Raw genomic sequence first — 23,528 nt, 5'->3', positions numbered from 1 at the left:
CTCTCCCAGTGGGAGAGGGTTGGCGTGAGGGCATCAGCCCGCACTAAACCTGTAGACCGGATAAGCGCAGCGCCATCCGGCAAAAGCATTAAGACTTCGTTGACTGCTCAAAGCGACGCAGCAGCAGATTTCCGCGCTCTACCGCAGAATCCAGCGCCTGCTGAGGGGTTTTCTTACCGGTCCACACGCTTTCCAGCTCTTCATCCACGATGGTACGAATCTGCGGCATATTGCCCAGACGCAGGCCTTTCGTGAACGGCAACGGCGGCTTGTTCATCATCTGACGCGTGGCAATATCAGCGCCTGGGTTTTTCTCATAGAAACCCTGCTCGCGAGTCAGATCGTACGCGGCTTTGGTAATAGGCAGATAACCGGTTTTCTGGTGCCATTCAGCCGCGTTTTCAGGTTTTGCCAGGAAGTCGAGGAACTCCGCGACGCCTTTGTAGGTGCCCTTGTCTTTGCCCTGCATCACCCACAGGCTCGCCCCGCCGATGATGGCGTTCTGCGGCGCGCCTTTCACGTCTGCGTCGTACGGCATCATGCCCACGCCGTAGTTGAATTTAGCGTAGTGACGGATGTCCGCCAGCGAGCCGGAAGAGGCGGTCGTGATCGCGCAATCGCCGTTGTAGAACTTCTCGGTTGATTCGTCTTTACGCCCGAAATAGCTGAAATCGCCCTTCTTATTCAGGGCTTCCAGCAGCGCGATATGTTTGACCTGCTCTGGCTTATTGAACTCCAGAACCGCATCAGTGCCGTCGAAGCCGTTATTTTTGGTCGCCACAGGCAGACCATGCCAGGCGCTGAAGTTCTCAATCTGGATCCAGCCCTGCCAGCCGCTCGCGTAGCCACACTTCATGCCTGCTGCTTTCAGCTTCGCGGTGTAGTCCGCCAGGTCCTGCCAGGTTTTCGGCGGCTGATCCGGGTTTAAACCGGCTTTCTTGAAGGCGTCTTTGTTGTAATACAGCACCGGCGTGGAGCTGTTAAACGGCTGAGACAGCAGGTGGCCGGTTTTGGAATCGGTGTAGTAACCGGAAACGGTCGGCACGAACTGAGATTCGTCAAAGTTGATGCCCGCATCTTTGAACACTTCGTACACCGGTTTGATAGCTTTGGACGCCATCATGGTCGCGGTGCCGACTTCGTAAACCTGGAGCAACGCCGGAGCATTGCCGGTACGGAACGCCGCGATACCTGCGCTCAGGCTCTGCTCGTAGTTGCCTTTGTACACCGGCACAATTTTGTAATCCGGGTGGGTGTCGTTGAAACGCTGCGCCAGGGAGTCAACTTCTTTACCCAGTTCCCCTTCCATGGAATGCCAGAACGGAATGGACGTGACAGCCATTGCGTTCGTCGCAAAAGCCAGACCGATTGCCAGACCCAAAGCTGTGTGTCGTAACGATGTCATTGTCATCTCTCTTTTTTGTGCCGGATGCGCGATATCACGCGTTTTATGCTCGCGAGGTAACATGACATGTTCGAATGACAGAAAAATAACTGTTTAATTACAAATAAGTGACAACCAGGAGGCAGCGGGATGATGGTACGGTGAAGGTAATATGGCGGGAATAATAATGTTGTGCGGCTAGATGCCCTCACCCCGGCCCTCTCCCACAGGGAGAGGGAGAAAGCACTAAAAAAGGCAACGTGCGTTGCCTTTTGCTTTGAGCGGATGCGGCCAGATGCTCTGAACTCAGCCCTCTCCGCAGGAGAAGGGGAAAACATTAAAAAGGCAACGTGCGTTGCCTTTTGCTTTTACCTAGCCACCCAGATAAGCGCTGCGCACCGCTTCGTTCGCGAGCAACGCATCGCCTGTATCTTCCAGCACCACGCGGCCGTTTTCCAGCACGTAGCCGCGATCGGCGAGCTTCAGCGCCTGGTTGGCGTTTTGCTCGACGAGGAAGATGGTCATGCCCTCTTTACGCAGCTGTTCAATGGTGTCGAAAATCTGCTGGATGATGATCGGTGCAAGTCCGAGCGACGGCTCATCGAGCAGCAGCAAACGCGGCTGGCTCATCAGCGCACGACCGATCGCCAGCATCTGCTGTTCCCCGCCGGACATGGTGCCCGCACGCTGAATACGACGTTCATACAGGCGCGGAAAGAGTTCATACACCCACTTCATGCGGGACTGGTATTGGTCGCGCTCAACAAAGAAGCCACCCATTGCCAGGTTCTCTTCCACCGTCATTCGCGAGAAGACACGACGCCCTTCCGGCACAATCGCTACCGCTTCGCGCATGATTTTCGCGGTCTGCCAGTCGGTAATGTCTTTTCCATCAAAGACGATACGCCCGCTGGTGGCGCGCGGATCGCCGCACAAGGTGCCGAGCAGCGTGGTTTTACCCGCACCGTTTGCGCCAATCAGGGTGACGATTTCGCCCTGATTAATGTGCAGGCTCACGTCATGCAGCGCCTGAATTTTGCCGTAGTGGGCACTGACTTTGTCAAAAGATAACATCGCTTTTTCCATCTTATGCCTCACCCAAATAGGCGCGGATCACGTCCGGGTTGTGTCGAATTTCATCCGGCGTACCGTTCGCCAGCGGCGTACCCTGGTTGACCACGTAGATACGATCGGAGATCCCCATCACCAGCTTCATATCGTGCTCAATCAGCAGGATAGTGGTGTTGTGATGGTTACGCAGCTCGACGATCAGTTCGTCCAGCTCTTTGGTCTCTTTCGGGTTCAAGCCTGCGGCGGGTTCATCCAGCATCAGAATTTCTGGCTGCGTCACCATGCAGCGGATAATCTCCAGACGACGCTGATCGCCATAGGCGAGGTTGCTCGCCTGACGGTTAGCGTGCTGAAGCAAGCCGATACGGTCGAGCCAGGTCGCCGCACGATCCAGGGCTTCGGCCTGCGCACGGCGGAAGGCCGGGGTTTTCAGTAAGCCCGAGAAAACACCGGTTTTAAGCTGCTGATGCTGTGCCACCAGCAGGTTTTCAATCACCGTCATCTCACGGAACAGACGCACGTGCTGGAAGGTCCGCACCACGCCCATCCGCGCGATTTGCTGCCCCGGTAAGCCTTCGAGGTGCTTGTCGCCCAGCATGATGGTCCCGCCCGTTGGCTTATAAAACCCGGTCAGGCAGTTGAAAACGGTGGTTTTCCCTGCGCCGTTCGGGCCAATCAGGGAGACGATCTCTTTTGGATGCAAATCCAGCGACACGTTGTTGACCGCCAGCAGGCCGCCAAAACGCATCATCAGGCCGTTCACGGTTAATAATGGCTGACTCATGCCTGTTCTCCTTTCGCCTGAGCGTTTTTCAGCTTCAGCTGTGGACGGGTCATCGGCAGCAAGCCTTGCGGACGCCAGATCATCATCAGCACCATCAAACCACCCAGCATTAACATGCTGTATTCATTAAAGTCGCGCATCAGTTCGCGGGAAACGACCAGCAAAATCGCCGCGAGGATAACCGCAAACTGCGAGCCCATTCCGCCCAGCACGACGATCGCCAGCACGAAAGCCGACTCGGCAAAGGTGAACGATTCCGGGCTGACGAAGCCCTGGCGCGCGGCAAACAGCGTTCCGGCAAAACCCGCAAACGCGGCGCTGATGGTGAACGCCGTCAGCTTGATGCGGGTCGGGTTCAGACCCAGTGAACGGCAGGCGATTTCGTCTTCTCGCAAGGCTTCCCACGCACGGCCCAGCGGCATCCGCAGCAGGCGGTTAATCACGAACAGCGTCATCACTACCAGCAGCAGCGCCACCAGATAGAGCCAAATCACACGGTCCGACGGGTCATATTTAATGCCGAAGAAGTTGCTGAACGTATCCCATCCGCCCTCGCGCGCGGTACGGCTGAACTCCAGACCGAAGAACGTCGGTTTAGGGATCTGGCTGACGCCATTCGGACCGCCGGTGATTTCGGTGTTATTCAGCAGCAGGATACGGACGATCTCCCCGAAGCCCAGCGTCACGATTGCCAGATAGTCTCCGCGCAGACGCAGCACCGGGAAGCCCAGCAGGAAACCTGCGGCAGCGGACACCAGCCCTGCCAGCGGCAGACAGGTCCAGAAGCCGAGGCCGTAATAGTGGTTCAGCAGCGCAAAGGTGTACGCGCCGATAGCGTAGAAACCGCCGTAGCCGAGCACCAGCAGGCCAGACAACCCCACCACCACGTTCAGGCCAAGACCCAAAATCACATAGATCATGGTCAGCGTGGCGATATCCACCGTGCCGCGCGACACCATAAACGGCCAGGCCACCGCCGCGACCAGCAGCGCGACCAGGAACAGTTTCTGCTTAACGGACGAGCCATCAATAGCCGGTAAAACAAATTTTGGTCCGGAGACGTTTTTCAACGTTTTCTGGAATACCGGGCGCAGCAGCTGGAACAAAAAGACCACCGCGGTGCCAACAAACACCCACTGCCAGCGGATATCAGACGCGACATCCACCACCAGTTTGGTGCCGTTAAGTTCTAACTGTACGCCCATGAAGACGCCCGCGAGAACAAAGAACATGGCGGCGGAGAGCAACGCCATCGCAAAATGCATTGGTTTCATACTTTTTCGACCTCCGGACGGCCCAGAATCCCGGTAGGCATCACCAGCAGCACGCCAATCAGCAGCGCAAACGACACCACATCTTTATATTCCGTACTCAGATACGCCGAGGAGAGCGCTTCGGCCACGCCCAGAATCAGGCCGCCAATCATCGCGCCAGGAATGCTGCCGATCCCGCCCAGCACCGCTGCGGTGAAGGCTTTCATCCCGGCCATAAAGCCGATATACGGGTTAATCACGCCGTAGAACTGGCCGAGCAGAACGCCCGCCACCGCCGCCATCGCCGCGCCAATCACAAAGGTCAGCGCAATCACGCGGTCAGTGTTAATACCGAGCAGGCTCGCCATTTTCAGGTCTTCTGCACAGGCACGGCAGGCGCGTCCCATGCGGGAATAACGGATAAAAATGGTCAGCGCCAGCATCGCCAGGAAGGTCACAATCCAGATAACCAGCTGCATGGTGGTGATAGAGGCAGAGAAGTTTTCACTTGCGCCGACAATCCACTGGCCGTTAAACAGGCTTGGCAGCGCCACGTCGCGGGAGCCTTCGGTCAGGCTGACGTAGTTTTGCAGGAATATCGACATCCCGATGGCGGAGATCAGCGCGATCAGGCGTTTGGAGCTGCGCACAGGCCGATAGGCCACGCGTTCGATGCTCCAGCCGTAGGCGCTGGCAATCACAATCGCACCCACAAATCCGGCAGCGACCAGCAGCCAGCTGCTGTCGATGCCCATCATCATCAGCGCGGCAATGATCATAAAGGAGACATAACTGCCGATCATGTAGACCTCGCCGTGGGCGAAGTTGATCATGCCGATAATGCCGTACACCATCGTATAACCGATGGCGATCAGCGCGTAGGTGCTTCCCAGCGTGACGCCGTTAAACATCTGCTGCAAGAAATAGAGAAACTGCTCTGACATAAGGAAACCTTTTTAAATCCGCCCGCTGAATGCGGGCGGCGGGATAACTTGTCTTCAGGCGTTATTTCGCGACGGTTGACGAACCGTCGGCATGCCACTGGAAGACACCAAATTCAAATCCCTTCAGATCGCCTTTCTCATCCCAGTTCAGCGGCCCAATCACGGTATTCGCACCGTGAGCTTTTAAATCTTTGATTAAATCCAGCGGCGCTTTGCTGCCGGTGCGTTCCAGGGCGGTAGCCAGAGACTGCACGGCGGCATAGGTGATCCACACATACGGACCACTCGGATCTTTTTTCTGCGCATTGAGCGCGTCTACGATAGCTTTATTCGACGGTTCCTGGTCATAGCGTTTTGGCATCGTCACCAGCATGCCTTCGCCTGCATTGCCCGCAATATTAGACAGCGAAGCGTTACCCACCCCTTCCGGCCCCATAAACTGCGTTTTCAGACCGGTTGCCCGTGCCTGGCGCAGCATCTGGCCCATCTCCGGGTAATAACCGCCGTAGTAAACGAAGTCGATATTCTCTTTTTGCAGACGGGCCAGCAGCGCTGAGAAATCTTTCTCGCCCGCAGTGATACCGTCGAAGAAGACCACGTTAGCGCCGCCTTTTTTCAGGTTCTCTTGTACCGAGCGCGCCAGGCCTTCGCCGTATTGCTGTTTATCGTGAATGATCGCGATGCGCTGCGGTTTCACTTTTTCCAGAATGTATTTAGCCGCTGTCGGTCCCTGTGAAGAGTCCAGGCCGGCGGTACGCATGATGTGCTGATAGCCACGCTGAGTCAGTTCCGGGTTGGTCGCACCAGGCGTTATCATCAGAATGCCTTCGTCTTCGTAGATGTCGGAAGCGGGCTGTGTGGAAGATGAGCAGAGGTGACCAATCACATACTGAATGCCATCGTTAACGATTTTGTTGGCCACGGCGACGGCTTGTTTAGGGTCACAGGCGTCGTCATATTCCACGCCGACCAGTTTGTCGCCTTTGATGCCGCCCTTGGCGTTGATGTCTTTGATTGCCTGACGCGCGCCGTTAAATTCCATATCACCCCACTGGGCAACCGGACCGGACATCGCACCCACCACGGCAATTTTAATCTCTTCCGCCATAGCTGCCTGCGAAATCGCCAGTGCAACCATTCCCGCGATAAATGCTTTCGCGTTCCTTTTCATCTCTGAATCCCCATTCGTGATGTCGTGTATATATTTTGTTTTATTATGGTTAAAAAGCATTCTGTACTTTTAATGAACAACGCTATTTTTACCAGTGCCTTTAATGGTTTAGCGCAGTTTTTTGCCAAAAACCAGACTAAAATCTCTATTTTTCAGGCGATTAAGCAAAGATAATATTCTGAAATCAGACAGAGATAAACAAATAAAAGCGCAGTTTGCAGCATAAAATAACGGTACAAAGCGCCGAATAAATCACTGCCCTTTAGGTTAAAATTCTGCTTATTTTTCGATCCCTGCGTTTTATAGCTGCTCTTTTTGCTGCCAAAAAAGTAATCACCTGGAGAATGGATTTAAAAAGTGGAAGCCGCTGGTGAGATAAATTGAGTACACTGCCTTACTCTTTTTGATTTGGACAAGCAGCTAATGAAACTGACTATCCTTCGTCTGGTGTCCTTTAGCGACCAGGATCTTATCGACCTGGGCAAAATCTGGCCGGAATATTCCCCCTCTTCGCTCGCTGTTGATGAACATCATCGTATCTACGCCGCCCGTTTTAACGAACGCTTGCTGGGCGCAGTGCGCGTCACGCTGAGCGGTACGCGAGGCGCGCTGGATTCTCTGCGCGTGCGGGATGTCACACGACGTCGTGGCGTGGGGCAATATTTGGTCGAAGAAGTGATTCGCCATCATCCAGACGTGACGTCCTGGTGGATGGCCGATGTCGGCGTCGAAGACCGCAATACAATGGCGGCGTTTATGCAGGCTCTGGGGTTTGTGGATGTGGAGATGGGCTGGGAAAAGCGGTAAGTTTTTTGCGGCCTGATGCCCTCACCCCGGCCCTCTCCCACGGGGAGAGGGAGACAAAATCGCACCGCGCAATTCCTCTCTCCCGCTGGGAGAGGGAGACAAAACCGTATCGCGCAATTCCTCTCTCCCGCGGGGAGAAGGCGGTATGAGCAAGAACGACGTTGCCGTTTGCACAGCAGACACGCAACAACGCATCTCAGACCTTTTCACGACAATGTCGCGTGCAGGCAGGTGGCAAGTGATGAAAACCCCGGAAGCTTACATCAGTAAGAGACCGGGGTTGAATCACGCAGTCAACGCACCTGCGGCACGAAAGGCGACGGGAAAATTATTTGGCGTCAGTCGCCGTACCGTCTGCATGCCAGGTAAAGACACCGAACTCAAAGCCTTTCAGATCGCCCTTCTCGTCCCAGGACAGCGGACCCATAACGGTTTCAACAGAGTTAGCTTTCAGGTATTTAGCGATTTCAGCCGGATCGGCTGACTGGTTCAGACCCGCCTGCAGAGACTGCAGCGCAGCGTAGGTAGTCCAGACGAACGCGCCGCTCGGATCTTGTTTCTTGGCTTTGATCGCGTCTACGATAGGTTTGTTTGCCGGAACCTGATCGTAGTTCTTCGGTTTGGTCACTAACATGCCTTCTGCGGATTCGCCGGCGATATTAGACAGCGAAACGTTCGCCACACCTTCTGGGCCCATGAAGTGGGTTTTCAGGCCAGCGGCACGCGCCTGACGCAGAATCTGACCCATTTCCGGGTGATAACCACCGTAGTAAACGAAATCGATGTTCTCTTTCTTCAGACGCGCCACCAGCGTGGAGAAGTCTTTCTCACCGGCGGTGATGCCATCAAAGAACACCACGTTAGCATTGGCTTTCTTCAGGTTATCCTGCACGGAACGCGCCAAGCCTTCGCCGTACTGCTGCTTATCATGAATGATCGCGATGCGCTTCGGCTTCACGTTCTCCACGATGTATTTTGCCGCCGTTGGGCCCTGATCGGAGTCCAGACCGGTGGTACGCATCACCATTTTATAGCCGCGAGCCGTCAGCTCTGGCGCAGTGGCAGCTGGGGTGATCATCAGAATGCCTTCGTCTTCGTAGATATCAGACGCGGGCTGAGTGGAGGAAGAGCACAGGTGACCGATGACGTATTTGATCCCGTCGTTCACCACTTTGTTCGCAACCGCGACCGCTTGTTTCGGGTCACAGGCATCATCATATTTTACGATCTGCAGTTTCTCGCCTTTGATTCCGCCTTTGGCATTAATGTCTGCAACCGCTTGTTCTGCACCCGTAAATTCCTGATCGCCGTACTGCGCTACCGGACCGGACATCGCACCGACAACGGCCACTTTAATATCTGCCTGAGCCATCGTGCTAAATGCCAACGCGATACATCCTGCCAGTAACGCTTTACCCTTCATATTCATCCTGAGATTCCCCATTATTATGGTTATAACGATTGTTGTGATGTTGTTGTGCAGCGCTTTATTTCAATTATAGGTGTACCGTTCGCGCATTTTCAGCACACTCTGCTAAAACATACCCCATTTTTATGATTTTGGAATAGCTAATTTGAAATGAATATATGATAAGCCCGACAGCGTTGGCTGCCGGGCGGAGCGCTTTAACGTGTCAGCGAAGCAGAGATAATATCCAGCGCTTTGCGGAACTGTGCTTCAGGAATGGTGAGCGGATAGAGGAAACGAATCACGTTGCCGTACACGCCGCAGCTCAGCAGCAGCAGACCTTCCTGCAACGCGCGGTTCTGCACCTCGCGGGTAAATTCTGGGGACGGCTGTCCGGTTTGCGGGTCATTGAATTCGACCGCCACCATCGACCCTTGAGCGCGGATTTCAGCGATAAACGGACAATCAGATTTGGCTTTGCTCAGCACTTCGACCAGACGATGACCCAGATGCGCCGCACGAGTGCAGAGATCCTCTTCATCAATGACGTCCAGCACTGCCAGCGCAGCGGCGATCGCCAGCGGGTTACCGGCGTAAGTCCCGCCCAAACCACCCGGCGCAGGGGCATCCATCACGTCGGCACGACCAGACACTGCCGAGAGCGGCATTCCGCCCGCCAGACTTTTCGCCATGGTAATTAAATCAGGCTTCACGCAATGGTGTTCCATCGAAAACAGTTTTCCAGTACGGGCAAAGCCACTTTGCACTTCATCCGCAATCAGCAAAATGCCGTGGGTATCGCACAGCGCACGCAGCCCTTGCATGAAATCGGCCGGTGCAACGTTAAACCCGCCTTCACCCTGAACCGGTTCAAGAATGATAGCGGCCACCTGATCGGGCGCGATATCGGCTTTGAAGATACGCTCAACGCTTTTCAATGCCTCTTGCGAGCTGACGCCGTGCAGCATGTTGGGATATTGCGCGTGGTAAACCGAGCCGGGGAACGGGCCAAAACCCAGCTTGTACGGGGCCACTTTGCCCGTGAGCGCCATGGTCATAAAGGTACGGCCATGGAACGCACCGCCAAAGGTAATGAGTCCGGGGCGTTTAGTGTAAGCCCGCGCGATTTTAACGGCATTTTCGACCGCTTCTGCGCCCGTCGAGAAGAACGCCGTTTTGGCTGGCCCGTCGATCGGCACGCGGGCGTTGATACGTTCCGCCAAGGCGATATAGCTCTCGTAAGGCACAATCTGATAGGCCGTATGGGTAAAGGATTGCAGCTGATTTTCAATGGCGGCGATCACTTTAGGATGGCGATGACCGGTATTGAGCACCGCGATGCCCGCCGCGAAGTCGATCACTTCGTTGCCTTCCACATCCCACAGGGTCGCATTTTCGGCTTTGTCGGCGTAAAACCCACACATGACGCCGACGCCACGCGGCGTGGCCTGTAAACGCCGGTCATTCAATTCGTTATTTTTCACCCCATCCCCCTAAATTGTCAGCAAGCCAAACTTACAGCGCATCTGTAAGTGTTTGCCACGGGGGAGATATTCGCCAGAGCGGCGCAGAAAAATAAGCGGGGAGCAGAAAAACAAAACCCCCAGATTTTCATCCAGGGGTTATCGGGGACTTCGCGGGGATTACGCTTCGATAGCGGCGCGAAGTTTTTTCATGGCGTTCTTTTCAAGCTGACGTACACGTTCAGCAGAGACGCCGTAGCGGTCTGCCAGTTCCTGCAGCGTGGACTTGTTGTCTTCGTCCAGCCAGCGGGCGCGGATAATCGCCTGGCTACGCTCGTCGAGACCTTCCATCGCGTGGGTCAGTTTGTTCGCGGCCTGATCTTCCCAGTTGTCCTCTTCGATGCCGTCGGCAAAGTTAGAGGTTTTATCCTGCAGATACAGAACCGGTGCCATCGGCTGGCTATCCTGCGCATCGTCGTCGGAGGACATATCAAACGTCATGTCCTGCGCGGCCATGCGGGATTCCATCTCACGCACGTCTTTACTGGAAACACCCAATTCGCGCGCTACCATTTCGACTTCATCCTGGTTGAACCAGCCCAGACGCTGCTTGGCTTTACGCAGGTTGAAGAACAGTTTGCGCTGCGCTTTGGTGGTCGCAACTTTCACGATACGCCAGTTACGCAGAACGTATTCGTGAATTTCAGCTTTAATCCAGTGCACGGCGAAAGAAACCAGGCGCACACCCACTTCCGGGTTGAAGCGACGTACAGCCTTCATGAGGCCGATGTTGCCTTCCTGAATCAAATCCGCCTGCGGTAGGCCGTAGCCCGAATAATTACGAGCAACGTGAACAACAAAGCGCAGGTGAGACAGGATCAGCGTCTTAGCTGCTTCCAGATCGCCCTGGTAATGCAGCTTTTCAGCAAGCTCCTTTTCTTCCTCGGCCGTCAACATCGGCCAGGTGTTAGCGGCCCGGATGTAAGATTCCAGGTTACCAACAGGGGCTAAAGCTAAAGTTTGCATTTCTTTGGTCATTCATTCCTCTCAATATAGTGTCTTCTGGCGGTGGTTTGTCCCCATCAGGCAACAAGCATGCCAAAGCATTTGAGCAGTGAGACTAACATTCACTCTTTTATCAGACCGTGATTTTATCCACAAGTTCCATGTACCGCTGTGAATACATTACGCACAAAATGTGACATGGATTGCGGTTCGCGGGAGAAGAGTGAACAGATACTCTTTCCCTGCCGAGTGAAGTACTCATTGCAGGGAAAGATTATATCAGAAAATTTTTATTGGGGGGTAAAGTGGCGTAAATGTTGGACGGTTGCGAGCCATGCAGCGACCCAGCCGATCATCGAACACACCAGCAGTAATAACAGGCACTCATCGAAGCCTAACCCACTGATATCAAACTTAGTTCCAAAAACTTGCGCCACTTCAGTCACCGCAGACGAAAGCCGCATCACCAAAATTTCTGACAATATCAGTGAAAGAAATGCACCGGAAAAACCGAGTAATGCGCCACCGTAAAGGAACGGACGCAGGATGAATCCATCCGTCGCACCAATCAGTTTTTGCACGTTAATCGTATCGCGACGGGCAAAGATACTCAGGCGCACGCTGTTACCGATGACGAGGAAGACCGCCGCCACCATCAACACGCCAATCATCGCCGCCACGCGTCCCACCAGGCCGGTGAGTGACGCCAGACGTGCAAACCAGCTGTCGTCCATGCGCACTTCATCAATACCCTTCACCTGGCTGATACGATCGCGCAAGGTGTTCAGCGATTCCGTACCCTGGAAATCAAGCTTAGGAATGACCACCGCCACGGCGGGCAACGGGTTTTCTTCAAGCATGTCCAGCGCGCCACCAAAGCCAGACCAGTTGCGGAACTCGCCCAACGCTTCGTCGCGCGAAAGATAGTTAACCTTCTCAACGCCCTGTTCAGACTGGAGTTGTCCCACCACCTGCGCTGCTGCGTTATCGTCGAGCGCTTTGTCCAGATACACCGTGATTTGCGGCGAAGGATAATATTGCGACGCGGCCTGATTGACGTTTTTGTAGACCATGTAGCAAACGCTCGGCAACGTCAGGGAGATGGCAATCACCATCACCGTCAGGAACGTGGCCAGCGGCTTACTTTTCAGATCCTGCAACGCACCCTGGAAGGCGTAACGCACCTGCTCATTAAAAACGTTGGTTTTCCGCGACTGCGGTTTCGGCGACGATTTGGCGCGTTTTGGCGCGTTTCGGTTGCCATCACCACCGCCCTGCGAAGGACGGAAACGGTCAAATCGATTACCAAACTGCCGAATCTGGTTTATTGCATCGCGCTTATTCACTCAGGCCTCCGTGCAAATGACCGTCGCTCAGCGACAGCATGCGGTACGAACGACGAGAGATAAGGCCGATGTCGTGCGTTGCCATCAGTACCGTCACGCCGACGCGGTTAAACTCTTCAAACAGACGCAAGATCCCTTCCGAGAGTGCATCGTCCAGGTTACCGGTCGGTTCGTCCGCCAGCAAAACGGCAGGTTTGTTGACCACCGCACGAGCAATACCCACGCGCTGTTGTTCACCGCCGGAGAGCTGAATCGGGAAATTTTTCGCTTTGTCCAACAGCCCGACTTTATCCAGCGCCGCGGATACACGACGGCGAATATCATCAAAGCTGGCACCCGCAATAATCAACGGAATGGCCACGTTATCGAAAACAGTGCGATCCATCAGCAGGTGGTGGTCCTGGAAAATCATCCCGATCTGGCGACGTAAAAACGGCACCTCACGGTTTTTGAGGCGGCTAATATCGTGGCCGCCAAATAAGATTTTCCCGGCGCTTGGCCGCTCGATCCCACAGATAAGCTTGAGCAGGGTACTTTTTCCCGCGCCGGAATGGCCGGTCAGGAATGCCATCTCGCCTGGCTGCAGGTGAAATGTCACTCCCTGCAACGCTTGTCTCCCACCGAGATAGGCCTTGCTGACATGTTCAAAGCGAATCATTGTTAATCCTCTCGGGCAAAAAGTGCCTCAATAAAGTCGTCCGATTTAAACGGACGCAAATCCTCGATACGTTCGCCGACACCAATGTAGCGGATTGGAATACCGAACTGATCCGCCACGGAGAAGATCACTCCCCCTTTCGCGGTGCCGTCCAGTTTAGTCAGCGTAATGCCGGTCAGCCCTACCGCCTCATGGAACAGCTTCGCCTGGCTGATAGCGTTCTGCCCGGTGCTGGCGTCCAGAGTCAGCATAATTTCATGCGGCGCGTCTTCGTCCAGCTTCTTCATCACACGGACGATTTTTTTCAGTTCTTCCATCAGGTGCGATTTATTCTGCAAACGCCCTGCGGTATCGGCAATCAACACGTCCACGTTACGCGCCTTCGCCGCCTGAATGGCATCGAAGATAACCGACGCGGAATCTGCGCCCGTATGCTGCGCAATCACCGGAATGTCGTTACGCTGACCCCAGACCTGGAGCTGCTCAACGGCCGCCGCACGGAAGGTATCGCCCGCCGCCAGCATGACCGATTTACCCTGCTGCTCAAACTGACGCGCCAGCTTGCCGATCGTGGTGGTTTTACCCACGCCGTTCACGCCAACCATCAGAATAACAAACGGTGTTTTGCCTTCAATATTAAGCGGTTCGTCAACTTTTGCGAGAATTTCGCCCATCTCGTCTTTCAGCAGACCGTAAAGCGCCTCGGCATCGCGCAGCTGTTTACGGCTCGCGCCTTCGGTGAGACTGGCGATGATTTTACGGGTGGTCTCTACGCCCACATCCGCGATCAGCAGCTGTTCTTCCAGCTCTTCGAACAGATCATCGTCGATCTTTTTACCGCGGAACAGACTGATAAATCCGGAACCGAGATTTTCTTTGGTCTTCAGCAGGCTGCGTTTCAGGCGGGCGAAGAAACCTTCTTTGGTTGGTTTTTCCTGCTCCTGAACGATCTCTTCGACAGGTTTGTCCGCTTCTGCGACCGGAACAATGATTTCCGCTTCTTCTGCGGCAACCGCTGCCAGCGCCTGCGCTTCCAGCTCTTCGTCAGTGATTTCGGCGTCGTTGTCGGCCTCATCAGCCACGTTTTGTTCTACGAATTCTTCTTCAACCGTTTCGACAGTCTCAACGGTCTCGGCTTCTGCCTGCCACTCTTCCGGCACAATTTCTTCCGCTTTCACCTCTTCCGGAAGCGGTAATTCTTCGTGTTCAACCACAGCGCGCGGGGTTTCTTCAACCACCGGCTCAACAACCGCGTCGACAACAGGCCCTGCAACAGCCGGTTCGGCTTCTACGGGCTTCGGCTCTTCGCTTTCCTGGACCTGCTCAGTCACCTCAACAATGTCTTCGGCGAAGGCTTCAGTTTCAGCGTCGCTGTGAGTCTGTTCTTCGGCCTCGACTATCGCCGCCGTTTCAACGGGCGTTTCTGGCTGTGATTGTTCTTCAACCGTCTGTTGTTCTTCGGTTTTTTGTTCTGTTTCTTGCTCTTTTTCACCAAAGCCCAACCAGGAAAAGAAGCCACGTTTTTTTTGTTTTGCCATCTGCGACTACACCCCTTGCGGTTAATTTCTGGCGCTATATACATGGAAGCTATAAAAATGATGAAATAGTCTAACACTTTACTTAATTGACATCACCGCCTGGAATCGCAGGCCAATTGTTAGCAGAGCTTTCCAGAAATGAAGAAAACAAACCGCCCGGCCGGACAAATTCGCATTATCGGCGGCCAGTGGCGTGGCCGTAAACTGCCTGTGCCCGATAGCCCAGGTCTGCGCCCCACGACCGATCGCGTCAGAGAAACGCTGTTTAACTGGCTGGCCCCATCGATGGTAGACGCGAAATGCCTGGACTGCTTCGCGGGAAGCGGCGCACTGGGCCTTGAAGCCCTGTCGCGGTATGCCGCCAGCGCCACGTTGCTGGAGATGGAGCGTGGCGTTGCGCAGCAATTACAGCAAAATCTCGCTACGCTCAAAGCAACGAATGCCAAAGTCGTCACAACCAATACCCTTGCTTTTCTCGCGCAGCCGGGCACGCCGCACGATGTGGTGTTCATCGATCCGCCGTTCCGTAAAGGGCTACTGGAAGAGACACTCACGCTGCTGGAAAATAACGGCTGGCTGGCGGATGACGCGCTAATTTACGTTGAAAGCGAAGTCGAAAATGGCTTACCGCCGGTGCCCGTGCACTGGAACTTACATCGTGAACAGGTCGCCGGGCAGGTTGCCTATCGTTTATATCACCGTGAAGTACAAGGAGAGTCTCATGCCGATACTGATTAATTTTGGGCGCTTGCTGATGGTGGGCGTTTGGGCGTTTCTGATCCTGAATCTGGTCCATCCGTTCCCGCGTCCGCTGAACATTTTCGTCAACGTGGCGCTGATATTCACCGCGTTTATGCATGCCCTGCAGATGGTGATGCTGAAAAACGGCTTGCCGAAAGACAGCCCGCCGATGACGGGTTGGCAGCAGCTGCGCGTGTTTATTTTTGGCGTGTTCGAGCTGCTGGTGTGGATGAAAAAGTTTAAGGCGCAGACTAAGAAATAAGTCGTCTGATGCCCTCACCCTAACCCTCTCCCACAGGAGAGGGGAAAAGAACACACCCGTATTGCCAGAAACCGCACCGAATAGTCCCCTCGCACCGCAGGATCGACAGGGAAAACTACGGCTCCGCCGTGAACCCCTCAAACCGCGATCCTTTGTAACTCAGCGTCCCTTTCTCCCCTACCGTGAGCTGGTGATACTGCGTTTCATCGATGCGAAACGTCGTCTCCAGCCCGCCGCTTTGCGGCTTAAAACTCACCTCATAACGCATCGCTGTGCCAGCGGGCGTCACCTGCTGCTGGCGAGAGCGCCGGTTATCAAGTGCTTTCTCGCGTTTGTTGCTCACCACCACGCGTTTTTGCAGAAGCGGTGCGGCATCGTTATCGGCCCTTTCACGACGCTGCTGCACAAAACGAAACGAGGCGGCAATCACGATGATCGCCACCACGATAATCAAAAAAATCGGCATTTTGCTCATTGTTGAATCCCATCAGATTATGCGGAAATCAGGATACCTCGCCGGATCCGGCATTGCCAAACGCCCGCCCGCGTCACTACACTGAATCAGAGAATGTTTATTCAAAAATAACAGATACAGGGAGTTAATATGCTTTGGTCATTTATCGCTGTCTGTTTTTCCGCATGGCTCTACGTCGATGCGTCGTATCGCGGTCCCGTGTGGCAGCGCTGGTTGTTTAAGCCCGTCACGTTACTGCTATTGCTGTTACTCGCCTGGCAGGCGCCGATGTTCAACGCAGTGAGTTATCTGGTGCTGGCAGGCCTGTGCGCCTCGCTGATTGGCGATGCCTTAACGCTGCTCCCGCGTCAGCGCGTGTTATACGCCGTCGGGGCGTTTTTCCTCTCACATCTGCTTTACACCATTTATTTCGCCAGCCAGATGACGCTGTCCTTCTTCTGGCCGCTGCCGCTGGTTCTGCTGGTGATCGGCGCGCTGCTGGTCGCCGTTGTCTGGTCGCGCCTCGAAGAGATGCGCTGGCCGGTGTGTACGTTTATCGCCATGACGCTGGTGATGGTCTGGCTCGCCGGTGAACTGTGGTTCTTCCGCCCAACCGCACCAGCGATGTCGGCTTTCTTTGGTGCGACGCTGCTGTTGCTGGGGAATATCGTCTGGCTGGGCAGCCATTATCGTCGCCGTTTCCGCGCGGATAACGCCATTGCGGCGGCCTGCTACTTTGGCGGCCACTTCCTGATCGTGCGTTCGCTGTATATCTAATAAGCCTTGACTCTGGAGTCGACTCCAGAGTGTATGCTGCGGTTAATGAGAAAATTATCATTACCGGAGAGTGCCATGTCGACTCCAGACACATCTAAAAAAGTGCCGCAATTCTCGGCACTCAAACTCAGCCCCGTCCCCGCCAAAGAGGATTGCTGCAGCGCAGGTACGTGCGACACACAGAGCGCGCCAGCACTGCCCGCCAGCGGTGAGCGTTACACGTGGGTCGTCAACGGAATGGACTGCGCCGCCTGTGCCCGCAAAGTGGAAAACGCGGTAAAACAGGTCGCGGGCGTCAACCACGTGCAGGTGCTGTTCGCCACGGAAAAGCTGCTGGTCAGTGCAGAAAATGACGTGAGCGCCGACGTCGAAGCGGCGGTCACCAAAGCCGGGTATTCCCTTAGGGCCGAAGATGCGCCCGCCGAAAAAGTCTCTCCCCTGCGTGAAAATCTGCCGCTCATCACGCTGATTATCATGATGGCGTTAAGCTGGGGCCTGGAACATTTCAACCATCCGTTAGGCAATCTGGCGTTTATCGCCACCACGCTGGTGGGGCTGTTCCCTATTGCGCGTCAGGCGCTGCGCCTGATGAAAAGCGGGAGCTGGTTTGCGATTGAAACGCTGATGAGCGTCGCGGCCATCGGCGCACTGTTTATCGGAGCGACGGCAGAAGCCGCAATGGTCCTGCTGCTGTTCCTGGTAGGCGAACGCCTTGAAGGCTGGGCGGCGAGTCGCGCGCGCAAAGGCGTCAGCGCGTTAATGGCGTTAAAACCTGAAACTGCCACGCGGGTATTCAACGGCGAGCGTCAGACCGTGGCCATCAACACGCTGCGTCCGGGCGATGTGATTGAAGTGGCGGCCGGCGGCCGTCTGCCTGCCGATGGCGCATTGATCACCGCCACGGCAAGTTTTGATGAAAGCGCGCTGACCGGCGAATCCATTCCCGTTGAGCGTGCAACGGGTGAAAAAGTGCCTGCGGGCGCCACCAGCGTTGACCGTCTGGTGCAGCTCAGCGTGCTCTCCGAACCGGGTGAAAGCGCCATCGACCGCATTCTGAAACTCATTGAAGAAGCCGAAGAGCGCCGCGCGCCCGTCGAGCGTTTTATTGACCGTTTCAGCCGAATTTACACCCCTGTGATTATGCTGATCGCCCTGCTGGTGACGATTGTCCCGCCGCTGCTTTTCGCCGCCTCCTGGCAGGAGTGGATTTACAAAGGGCTGACGCTGCTGCTGATCGGTTGTCCGTGCGCGCTGGTGATTTCGACGCCTGCAGCAATCACCTCCGGGCTGGCCGCTGCGGCGCGCCGTGGGGCATTGATTAAAGGTGGCGCGGCGCTGGAGCAATTGAGCCAGATTCAGCACGTCGCTTTTGATAAGACCGGCACGCTGACCGTGGGCAAACCGCAGGTCACCGGCATTTATCCGCTCGAATTGACCGAAGACGCCCTGCTGACGCTGGCCGCCGCCGTCGAACAGGGTTCCACTCACCCGCTGGCGCAGGCGATTGTGCGTGAAGCGCAGTCGCGCGGCTTAACTCTTCCGGCAGCAAATGAGCAGCGTGCGCTGGTCGGTTCAGGAATTGAAGCCGACGTAGACGGGAAAAAAGTCCTGATCACCGCCGCTGATAAATTCCCGTCGCAGGCGTTGAGCCAGCAAATTAGTGAGCTGGAACAGGCCGGGCAGACCGTCATCATTGTGGCTGTAGACGGCATCGCAAAAGGCATTCTGGCGCTGCGCGATACGCTGCGTGACGATGCCAAAGAGGCCGTTGATGCGCTGCATCAGCTGGGTATTCAGGGTGTGATCCTGACAGGGGATAATCCACGGGCCGCTGCCGCCATTGCCAATGAGCTGGGCCTTGAATTCAAAGCCGGACTCTTGCCCGCGGATAAAGTGCAGGCCGTCACCGAGCTCAACGGCCAGGCCCCGCTGGCGATGGTGGGCGATGGCATCAACGACGCCCCTGCGATGAAAGCCTCGACCATCGGGATCGCGATGGGCAGCGGTACCGATGTGGCGCTGGAAACGGCCGACGCCGCACTGACTCATAATCGCCTGACCGGGCTGGCACAGATGATCGGTCTGGCGCGCGCGACGCGTGCCAATATCCGCCAAAACATTGGTATTGCGCTGGGGCTGAAAGGGATTTTCCTGGTCACCACGCTGCTGGGCATCACTGGACTGTGGCTGGCCGTGCTGGCGGATACCGGTGCGACGGTGCTGGTGACCGCAAATGCGCTGCGGTTGCTGCGAAAGAAATAGAGCAGTCTGATGCCCTCACCCCAACCCTCTCCCACAGGGAGAGGGAGAAAAGACTCAAACGGCAACCGACGTTGCCGTTTTTTTTACCTTGTCACTGCATCCCCAGAACCCCCGGTAACCACAATGATATCGCCGGGATGTACGTCACCATCCCCAGCACCACCAGCAGCATGGCGTAAAACGGCAACATCGCGCGCATTACGGTTTCGATGCGCTGTTTACTCACTGCGCTGGCGACAAACAGCACCGAGCCAACCGGCGGCGTAATCAGTCCGATCCCCAGATTGACCATCATGATCATCCCGAAGTGCACCGGATCGATACCCAGCGAGTTGGTCACCGGCAAGAGTACTGGCGTCAAAATCAGGATCAGCGGCGCCATGTCCATCAGCGTGCCAATCAGCAGCAGCATGATGTTGAGGTACATCAGGATCACGTACTTGTTATCGGACAGCGATGTAAAGAACTCGGTGATCCGCATCGGCAGTTGCATGTAGGTCATCACCGCACCAAACGCGGCCGCAAAGCCAATCAGGATCATCACGATCGTGACCGTTTTCACCGTGCGGCACATCAGTTTCGGCAGCTCTTTCCACTTGTAGTCGCGATAGATAAACATGGTGACGAAAAACGCCCACAGACAGGCAACTGCCGCCGATTCTGTCGCGGTGAATATCCCAGACAAAATTCCGCCCAGAATGATCACCACCGTCAACAGCCCCCACAGCGCATCGAAGAAAATCTTCACCGCCTGCTTAAACGGGATTTTTTCACCTTTCGGATAGCCGCGTTTGTGCGCAAAACCGAGGCACAGAACCATCAGGCTTACACCGAGCAATAACCCTGGTAGTACGCCTGCGATAAACAGCGTGGCGATCGACACCGTGCCGCCCGCCGCCAGCGAGTAAATCACCGAGTTATGGCTGGGCGGAATCAAAATCGCCTGCACCGATCCGCTGGCCGTCACCGCGGCGGCGTACTCGCGCGGATACCCCTTTTTCTCCATTTCGGGGATCATCACGCTGCCGATTGATGCCGTATCCGCCACCGATGAACCGGAAATCGCGCCGAAAAACGTCGATGCGACGATATTGACCAGCGACAGGCCGCCACGAATAAAGCCGACAAAAATGTACGCAAAGTTCACCAGCCGTCGGGCAATGCCCCCTTCTGCCATGATCGCGCCCGCCAGGATAAAGAACGGGATCGCCAGCAGCGTGAATTTATTCACCCCGCTGGTAATCTGGATCATCAACGCTTCCAGCGGCAGGTCAATCCATAGCGCACCCGCAACCGCACTTAGCCCGACGGCGAAGGCCACCGGCATCCCCAGCGCCAGTAAAATGGCGAGGGTGAATAACAAAATAAATGCATCCATTGTTCACCCCTTAACTGTGGTTACCGATCAACACGACCGGACGGTTTTCCTGCGAGCCAAACAGCAAACGCTCAATGACAAACAGGATCATAATGGCCGAACCTACCGGCAACGGCAGATAGCTTTCACCCGACGTGAGGATGGGGAACTCTGCGACGGGCTGTTCCCACAGTTCGATACACAGCAGCAGGCTGTACCAGAAGATCAATGCGGAAATGAGCAACATCAGCAGATCCACGATCCGCGCGCACAGGTTTTTGAGCATGTCGGGCAGACGATCGGTGAGCATATTCACCGCAATATGCGACCCGGCGCGATACCCCACCGCCGCGCCGATAAAGGTGAAAGTCACCATGCAAATAATCGCGATCGGTTCCGGCCAGGATTCCCCGCGATTGAGCACATAGCGCGAGAAAATGCCGATGGGGATAACAATCGTCATGACCAGTAGCGACACGCCCGCGACGCCCATGGCGAAGAGGTACAGGCGGTCCATCCACTTCAGGTAGAGTTCGGACATACGTCCTCCACGAACACGTTAGGGTTTACTGGACGTCCGCGATGGCCTGCATCAGTTCCTTGTGCTTATCGCCGTACTGCGCGCGCACCGGTTCAGTCGCCTTGATAAACACCGCTTTGTCGATGTCGTGGAATTGCACGCCGCCCGCTTTCATTTTATCCAGCGCCTGCTGGTTGTAAGCGTCCCAGAGTTTACGCTGCTCAAATTGCGCCTCACGCGCCAGAGTTTTGATTTTCTGCTGATCGTCAGCGCTGAGTTTGTCCCATTTCACTTTGGAGTAGAGGAGCATTTCCGGCGTGATGAAGTGGCCGCTGAGGGTGTAGTTTTTAGCAACCGGCATGTAGTTATGCGCCACAAAGGTTGGCGGGTTATTTTCCGCGCCGTCAATCACCCCAGTTTGCATCCCGCTATAGACTTCGCTGACGCCCATCGCCACCGAGTTAGCCCCCATCGCTTTCAAGGTTGCCAGTGCGACCGGGCTGCCCTGCACGCGGATTTTCTTGCCCTGCAGGTCTTCTGGTTTGACGATCGGCTCTTTGGTAATCAGATTACGCGTGCCGGAGTCCATCCAGCCCAGAAACACCAGGCGCGATTTTGGGTTAGCCGTCAGTTTTTCGCCAATCTCTTTGCCGATATCACCGTCAATCACCTTGTGCATGTGGTCTTCGTCGCGGAACACGTACGGCAGAGTGAAGACCTCGATATCCGGTAAAATCGCCGCCACAGGCGCCATTGAGACGCGAATGATATCGATAGCGCCCATCTGCGCCTGTTCAATCATTTGCTTTTCATCACCCAGGACGCCGCCAGGGAAAACTTTAATCTCCAGCTTGCCATCGGTTTGTTGGTTGAGTTTTTCACCCATGTTTTGCACGGCCACCACGTTTGGGTAGCCTTCAGGATGAACATCAGCAGCTTTGATCGTTTGCGCTGCCGCCGTGGTGGCGAACAGCAGTGACGCGGTGGACAGGCACAACGAGGCCAGTAACGGCTTAAGGGTCGTTTTCATCGGGTCAACTCCAGGGTAGTGAGATAAGCGTTAAAACGTTGTTTTAGTTTTACGCTTAAAAATTAGACTACGTCCTGGAAAGCGGGGGTGAAGCAACTCACAAAAGCGATAAATTTTGAAACGATGGTTTGAAATCGTAGATTCGATCACGCGCCTTTGCGTAAAAGATAGCGATACGGCAGCGCGTCGGTCTCTTTCGCGATCAGCTCATGTTCCATAAAAGTACAAAAACCGGGGATGTCTCGCGTGGTCGCCGGATCGTCAGCGATAATCAGCAGCGTTTCGCCGGTTTGCATCGTGCGCACGGTTTTACGCACCATCATAACAGGCTCCGGGCAGCGAAGGCCCTGGGCATCAAGAGTGTGGTCTGGAGTGGAAAACAGGTCGGTCATCATCGTCTCAATCATCTAAAAACGGCTGTAGTTTACGCCGCGTTTTGGGCAAAGCAAACCAGGTTAACGATTGCGTGATAATTAGCCATTGCAATGTGTTGTCAAAGCAGTATTATGCGGCCGGTTCAGAATCTGGGCCATCAGGCGTTGTTGTTGAAGCCTAAGGTGTCAGATTCAAATTGGGTTCCCTCACCCCAAACATTAATCAAAAAGGTCACAATATGACGCAGTTCTCTCAATCGCAGCGCGTAAAAGCGTTGTTCTGGCTATCGCTTTTTCATCTGCTGGTGATTACCTCCAGCAACTATCTGGTGCAGCTCCCGATCGCCATTTTTGGTTTTCATACCACCTGGGGCGCATTCAGTTTCCCGTTTATTTTTCTCGCGACTGATTTAACCGTGCGCATTTTTGGCGCGCCGCTGGCACGACGCATTATTTTTGCGGTGATGCTGCCTGCACTGTTCGTGTCGTATGGGATTTCATCACTTTTTTATATGGGAAGCTGGCAAGGTTTCGAGGCGCTGCTGCACTTCAACCTGTTCGTCGCCCGTATCGCCGCCGCAAGCTTTATGGCCTATGCGCTGGGACAGATTCTTGACGTCCATGTGTTTAACCGTCTGCGTCAAAACCATCGCTGGTGGATGGCACCGACCGCCTCAACGCTGTTCGGTAACGTGAGCGACACGCTGGCCTTCTTCTTTATTGCCTTCTGGCGCAGCCCGGATGCATTTATGGCCGAGCACTGGATGGAAATCGCGCTGGTCGATTACTGCTTCAAGGTGCTTATTAGCATCGTGTTCTTCCTGCCGATGTACGGCGTATTGTTAAATATGCTGCTGAAAAGGCTGGCAGATAAATCTGAAATCACCGCATTGCAGGCTGGTTAAACGTTCGCTTTATC

23 protein-coding genes are annotated in these 23,528 nt (G+C 55.0%); 6 read left to right on the top strand and 17 right to left on the bottom strand.

The genetic code is table 11. From position 1 onward, the window contains the following. Nucleotides 1-88: 88 nt before the first annotated feature. From ugpB to livK, 6 genes are all read right to left on the bottom strand, one after another. Nucleotides 89-1,405: a sn-glycerol-3-phosphate ABC transporter substrate-binding protein UgpB gene (gene ugpB / locus AC0LWE_RS19975; protein ID WP_059180325.1), complete on the bottom strand. Its 1,317-nt coding sequence runs from the start codon at nt 1,403-1,405 to the stop codon at nt 89-91. 351 nt (nt 1,406-1,756) lie between these two features. Further along, entirely contained in the window at nt 1,757-2,470 is a 714-nt protein-coding gene (gene livF, locus AC0LWE_RS19970) for a high-affinity branched-chain amino acid ABC transporter ATP-binding protein LivF (protein WP_059180326.1), read from the bottom strand. A gap of 1 nt (nt 2,471) precedes the next feature. Next, the gene (gene livG / locus AC0LWE_RS19965; RefSeq protein WP_059180327.1) at nt 2,472-3,239 is read right to left on the bottom strand and encodes a high-affinity branched-chain amino acid ABC transporter ATP-binding protein LivG; all 768 of its coding nucleotides are present in this window, start codon (nt 3,237-3,239) and stop codon (nt 2,472-2,474) included. Further along, entirely contained in the window at nt 3,236-4,513 is a 1,278-nt protein-coding gene (locus AC0LWE_RS19960; RefSeq protein WP_059180328.1) for a high-affinity branched-chain amino acid ABC transporter permease LivM, read from the bottom strand. The genes livG and AC0LWE_RS19960 overlap by 4 nt, the downstream gene beginning before the upstream one ends. Then, nucleotides 4,510-5,436, bottom strand: coding sequence for a high-affinity branched-chain amino acid ABC transporter permease LivH (livH, locus tag AC0LWE_RS19955; RefSeq protein WP_059180329.1), 927 nt, complete (start codon nt 5,434-5,436; stop codon nt 4,510-4,512). The genes AC0LWE_RS19960 and livH overlap by 4 nt, the downstream gene beginning before the upstream one ends. 61 nt (nt 5,437-5,497) lie before the next feature. Further along, entirely contained in the window at nt 5,498-6,607 is a 1,110-nt protein-coding gene (gene livK, locus AC0LWE_RS19950; protein ID WP_059180330.1) for a high-affinity branched-chain amino acid ABC transporter substrate-binding protein LivK, read from the bottom strand. A gap of 423 nt (nt 6,608-7,030) precedes the next feature. Between livK and panM the strand changes: the two genes are divergently transcribed. Then, on the top strand, nt 7,031-7,414 hold the full coding sequence (gene panM / locus AC0LWE_RS19945) for an aspartate 1-decarboxylase autocleavage activator PanM (protein WP_059180331.1): 384 nt from the start codon (nt 7,031-7,033) through the stop codon (nt 7,412-7,414). A 328-nt stretch (nt 7,415-7,742) separates the two neighbouring features. Here panM and AC0LWE_RS19940 read toward each other — a convergent pair whose 3' ends face one another. The 6 genes from AC0LWE_RS19940 to ftsY form a co-directional block, all read right to left on the bottom strand. Continuing rightward, nucleotides 7,743-8,843 carry a branched-chain amino acid ABC transporter substrate-binding protein gene (locus AC0LWE_RS19940; protein ID WP_072241959.1) on the bottom strand — a complete coding sequence of 367 codons (1,101 nt, stop codon included), beginning with the start codon at nt 8,841-8,843 and terminating at the stop codon, nt 7,743-7,745. Between the two features lie 197 nt (nt 8,844-9,040). After that, nucleotides 9,041-10,306 (bottom strand): 4-aminobutyrate--2-oxoglutarate transaminase, encoded by a 1,266-nt coding sequence (locus tag AC0LWE_RS19935; RefSeq protein WP_474266055.1) that lies wholly within the window; start codon nt 10,304-10,306, stop codon nt 9,041-9,043. A gap of 159 nt (nt 10,307-10,465) precedes the next feature. Then, complete coding sequence (gene rpoH, locus AC0LWE_RS19930) at nt 10,466-11,323, bottom strand: RNA polymerase sigma factor RpoH (RefSeq protein WP_059180334.1); 858 nt, start codon at nt 11,321-11,323, stop codon at nt 10,466-10,468. Between the two features lie 257 nt (nt 11,324-11,580). Next, nucleotides 11,581-12,636 (bottom strand): permease-like cell division protein FtsX, encoded by a 1,056-nt coding sequence (gene ftsX / locus AC0LWE_RS19925; RefSeq protein ID WP_059180335.1) that lies wholly within the window; start codon nt 12,634-12,636, stop codon nt 11,581-11,583. Next, nucleotides 12,629-13,294, bottom strand: coding sequence for a cell division ATP-binding protein FtsE (gene ftsE / locus AC0LWE_RS19920; protein WP_015960827.1), 666 nt, complete (start codon nt 13,292-13,294; stop codon nt 12,629-12,631). The genes ftsX and ftsE overlap by 8 nt, the downstream gene beginning before the upstream one ends. Before the next feature lie 2 nt (nt 13,295-13,296). Then, nucleotides 13,297-14,832, bottom strand: coding sequence for a signal recognition particle-docking protein FtsY (gene ftsY / locus AC0LWE_RS19915; RefSeq protein ID WP_219347298.1), 1,536 nt, complete (start codon nt 14,830-14,832; stop codon nt 13,297-13,299). Between the two features lie 138 nt (nt 14,833-14,970). Here ftsY and rsmD point away from each other — a divergent pair, with 138 nt between their 5' ends. Both rsmD and AC0LWE_RS19905 read left to right on the top strand, forming a co-directional pair. Next, nucleotides 14,971-15,570, top strand: coding sequence for a 16S rRNA (guanine(966)-N(2))-methyltransferase (rsmD, locus tag AC0LWE_RS19910; RefSeq protein ID WP_131486985.1), 600 nt, complete (start codon nt 14,971-14,973; stop codon nt 15,568-15,570). After that, a complete protein-coding gene (locus AC0LWE_RS19905; RefSeq protein ID WP_059180338.1) occupies nt 15,554-15,835 on the top strand; it encodes a DUF1145 family protein in 282 nt (93 codons plus the stop codon). Before rsmD ends, AC0LWE_RS19905 begins: the two co-directional genes overlap by 17 nt. A 115-nt stretch (nt 15,836-15,950) precedes the next feature. Here the strand turns inward: AC0LWE_RS19905 and AC0LWE_RS19900 are convergent, their stop codons facing one another. Continuing rightward, on the bottom strand, nt 15,951-16,310 hold the full coding sequence (locus tag AC0LWE_RS19900) for a DUF2500 domain-containing protein (RefSeq protein WP_219347297.1): 360 nt from the start codon (nt 16,308-16,310) through the stop codon (nt 15,951-15,953). Nucleotides 16,311-16,439: 129 nt separating this feature from the next. Between AC0LWE_RS19900 and AC0LWE_RS19895 the strand changes: the two genes are divergently transcribed. Next, nucleotides 16,440-17,066, top strand: a complete 627-nt coding sequence (locus tag AC0LWE_RS19895) for a lysoplasmalogenase (RefSeq protein WP_059180340.1) — start codon at nt 16,440-16,442, stop codon at nt 17,064-17,066. A gap of 75 nt (nt 17,067-17,141) precedes the next feature. Beyond that, complete coding sequence (gene zntA, locus AC0LWE_RS19890; RefSeq protein ID WP_474266052.1) at nt 17,142-19,328, top strand: Zn(II)/Cd(II)/Pb(II) translocating P-type ATPase ZntA; 2,187 nt, start codon at nt 17,142-17,144, stop codon at nt 19,326-19,328. 91 nt (nt 19,329-19,419) lie between these two features. Here the strand turns inward: zntA and AC0LWE_RS19885 are convergent, their stop codons facing one another. From AC0LWE_RS19885 to tusA, 4 genes are all read right to left on the bottom strand, one after another. Beyond that, nucleotides 19,420-20,706 (bottom strand): TRAP transporter large permease, encoded by a 1,287-nt coding sequence (locus tag AC0LWE_RS19885; RefSeq protein ID WP_219347295.1) that lies wholly within the window; start codon nt 20,704-20,706, stop codon nt 19,420-19,422. Nucleotides 20,707-20,716: 10 nt separating this feature from the next. Then, nucleotides 20,717-21,226 (bottom strand): TRAP transporter small permease, encoded by a 510-nt coding sequence (locus tag AC0LWE_RS19880; RefSeq protein WP_059180343.1) that lies wholly within the window; start codon nt 21,224-21,226, stop codon nt 20,717-20,719. A gap of 25 nt (nt 21,227-21,251) precedes the next feature. Continuing rightward, complete coding sequence (locus AC0LWE_RS19875) at nt 21,252-22,235, bottom strand: TRAP transporter substrate-binding protein (protein ID WP_059180344.1); 984 nt, start codon at nt 22,233-22,235, stop codon at nt 21,252-21,254. A 146-nt stretch (nt 22,236-22,381) separates the two neighbouring features. Continuing rightward, entirely contained in the window at nt 22,382-22,627 is a 246-nt protein-coding gene (gene tusA, locus AC0LWE_RS19870) for a sulfurtransferase TusA (protein ID WP_059180405.1), read from the bottom strand. A gap of 221 nt (nt 22,628-22,848) precedes the next feature. Between tusA and AC0LWE_RS19865 the strand changes: the two genes are divergently transcribed. Next, nucleotides 22,849-23,514, top strand: coding sequence for a 7-cyano-7-deazaguanine/7-aminomethyl-7-deazaguanine transporter (locus tag AC0LWE_RS19865; protein ID WP_059180345.1), 666 nt, complete (start codon nt 22,849-22,851; stop codon nt 23,512-23,514). Nucleotides 23,515-23,528 lie beyond the last annotated feature (14 nt).

The organism is Lelliottia sp. RD5 (assembly GCF_056032945.1).
Note: the sequence above shows the minus strand (reverse complement) of the source record. Positions and strands in the feature narration are given on the sequence as shown.

Coding starts and splice junctions, on each gene's coding strand:
- ugpB (WP_059180325.1), bottom strand. CDS start 1,405: ATGACATCGTTACGACACACAGCTTTGGGTCTGGCAATCGGTCTGGCT.
- livF (WP_059180326.1), bottom strand. CDS start 2,470: ATGGAAAAAGCGATGTTATCTTTTGACAAAGTCAGTGCCCACTACGGC.
- livG (WP_059180327.1), bottom strand. CDS start 3,239: ATGAGTCAGCCATTATTAACCGTGAACGGCCTGATGATGCGTTTTGGC.
- AC0LWE_RS19960 (WP_059180328.1), bottom strand. CDS start 4,513: ATGAAACCAATGCATTTTGCGATGGCGTTGCTCTCCGCCGCCATGTTC.
- livH (WP_059180329.1), bottom strand. CDS start 5,436: ATGTCAGAGCAGTTTCTCTATTTCTTGCAGCAGATGTTTAACGGCGTC.
- livK (WP_059180330.1), bottom strand. CDS start 6,607: ATGAAAAGGAACGCGAAAGCATTTATCGCGGGAATGGTTGCACTGGCG.
- panM (WP_059180331.1), top strand. CDS start 7,031: ATGAAACTGACTATCCTTCGTCTGGTGTCCTTTAGCGACCAGGATCTT.
- AC0LWE_RS19940 (WP_072241959.1), bottom strand. CDS start 8,843: ATGAATATGAAGGGTAAAGCGTTACTGGCAGGATGTATCGCGTTGGCA.
- rpoH (WP_059180334.1), bottom strand. CDS start 11,323: ATGACCAAAGAAATGCAAACTTTAGCTTTAGCCCCTGTTGGTAACCTG.
- ftsE (WP_015960827.1), bottom strand. CDS start 13,294: ATGATTCGCTTTGAACATGTCAGCAAGGCCTATCTCGGTGGGAGACAA.
- ftsY (WP_219347298.1), bottom strand. CDS start 14,832: ATGGCAAAACAAAAAAAACGTGGCTTCTTTTCCTGGTTGGGCTTTGGT.
- rsmD (WP_131486985.1), top strand. CDS start 14,971: ATGAAGAAAACAAACCGCCCGGCCGGACAAATTCGCATTATCGGCGGC.
- AC0LWE_RS19905 (WP_059180338.1), top strand. CDS start 15,554: ATGCCGATACTGATTAATTTTGGGCGCTTGCTGATGGTGGGCGTTTGG.
- AC0LWE_RS19900 (WP_219347297.1), bottom strand. CDS start 16,310: ATGAGCAAAATGCCGATTTTTTTGATTATCGTGGTGGCGATCATCGTG.
- AC0LWE_RS19895 (WP_059180340.1), top strand. CDS start 16,440: ATGCTTTGGTCATTTATCGCTGTCTGTTTTTCCGCATGGCTCTACGTC.
- zntA (WP_474266052.1), top strand. CDS start 17,142: ATGTCGACTCCAGACACATCTAAAAAAGTGCCGCAATTCTCGGCACTC.
- AC0LWE_RS19885 (WP_219347295.1), bottom strand. CDS start 20,706: ATGGATGCATTTATTTTGTTATTCACCCTCGCCATTTTACTGGCGCTG.
- AC0LWE_RS19880 (WP_059180343.1), bottom strand. CDS start 21,226: ATGTCCGAACTCTACCTGAAGTGGATGGACCGCCTGTACCTCTTCGCC.
- AC0LWE_RS19875 (WP_059180344.1), bottom strand. CDS start 22,235: ATGAAAACGACCCTTAAGCCGTTACTGGCCTCGTTGTGCCTGTCCACC.
- tusA (WP_059180405.1), bottom strand. CDS start 22,627: ATGACCGACCTGTTTTCCACTCCAGACCACACTCTTGATGCCCAGGGC.
- AC0LWE_RS19865 (WP_059180345.1), top strand. CDS start 22,849: ATGACGCAGTTCTCTCAATCGCAGCGCGTAAAAGCGTTGTTCTGGCTA.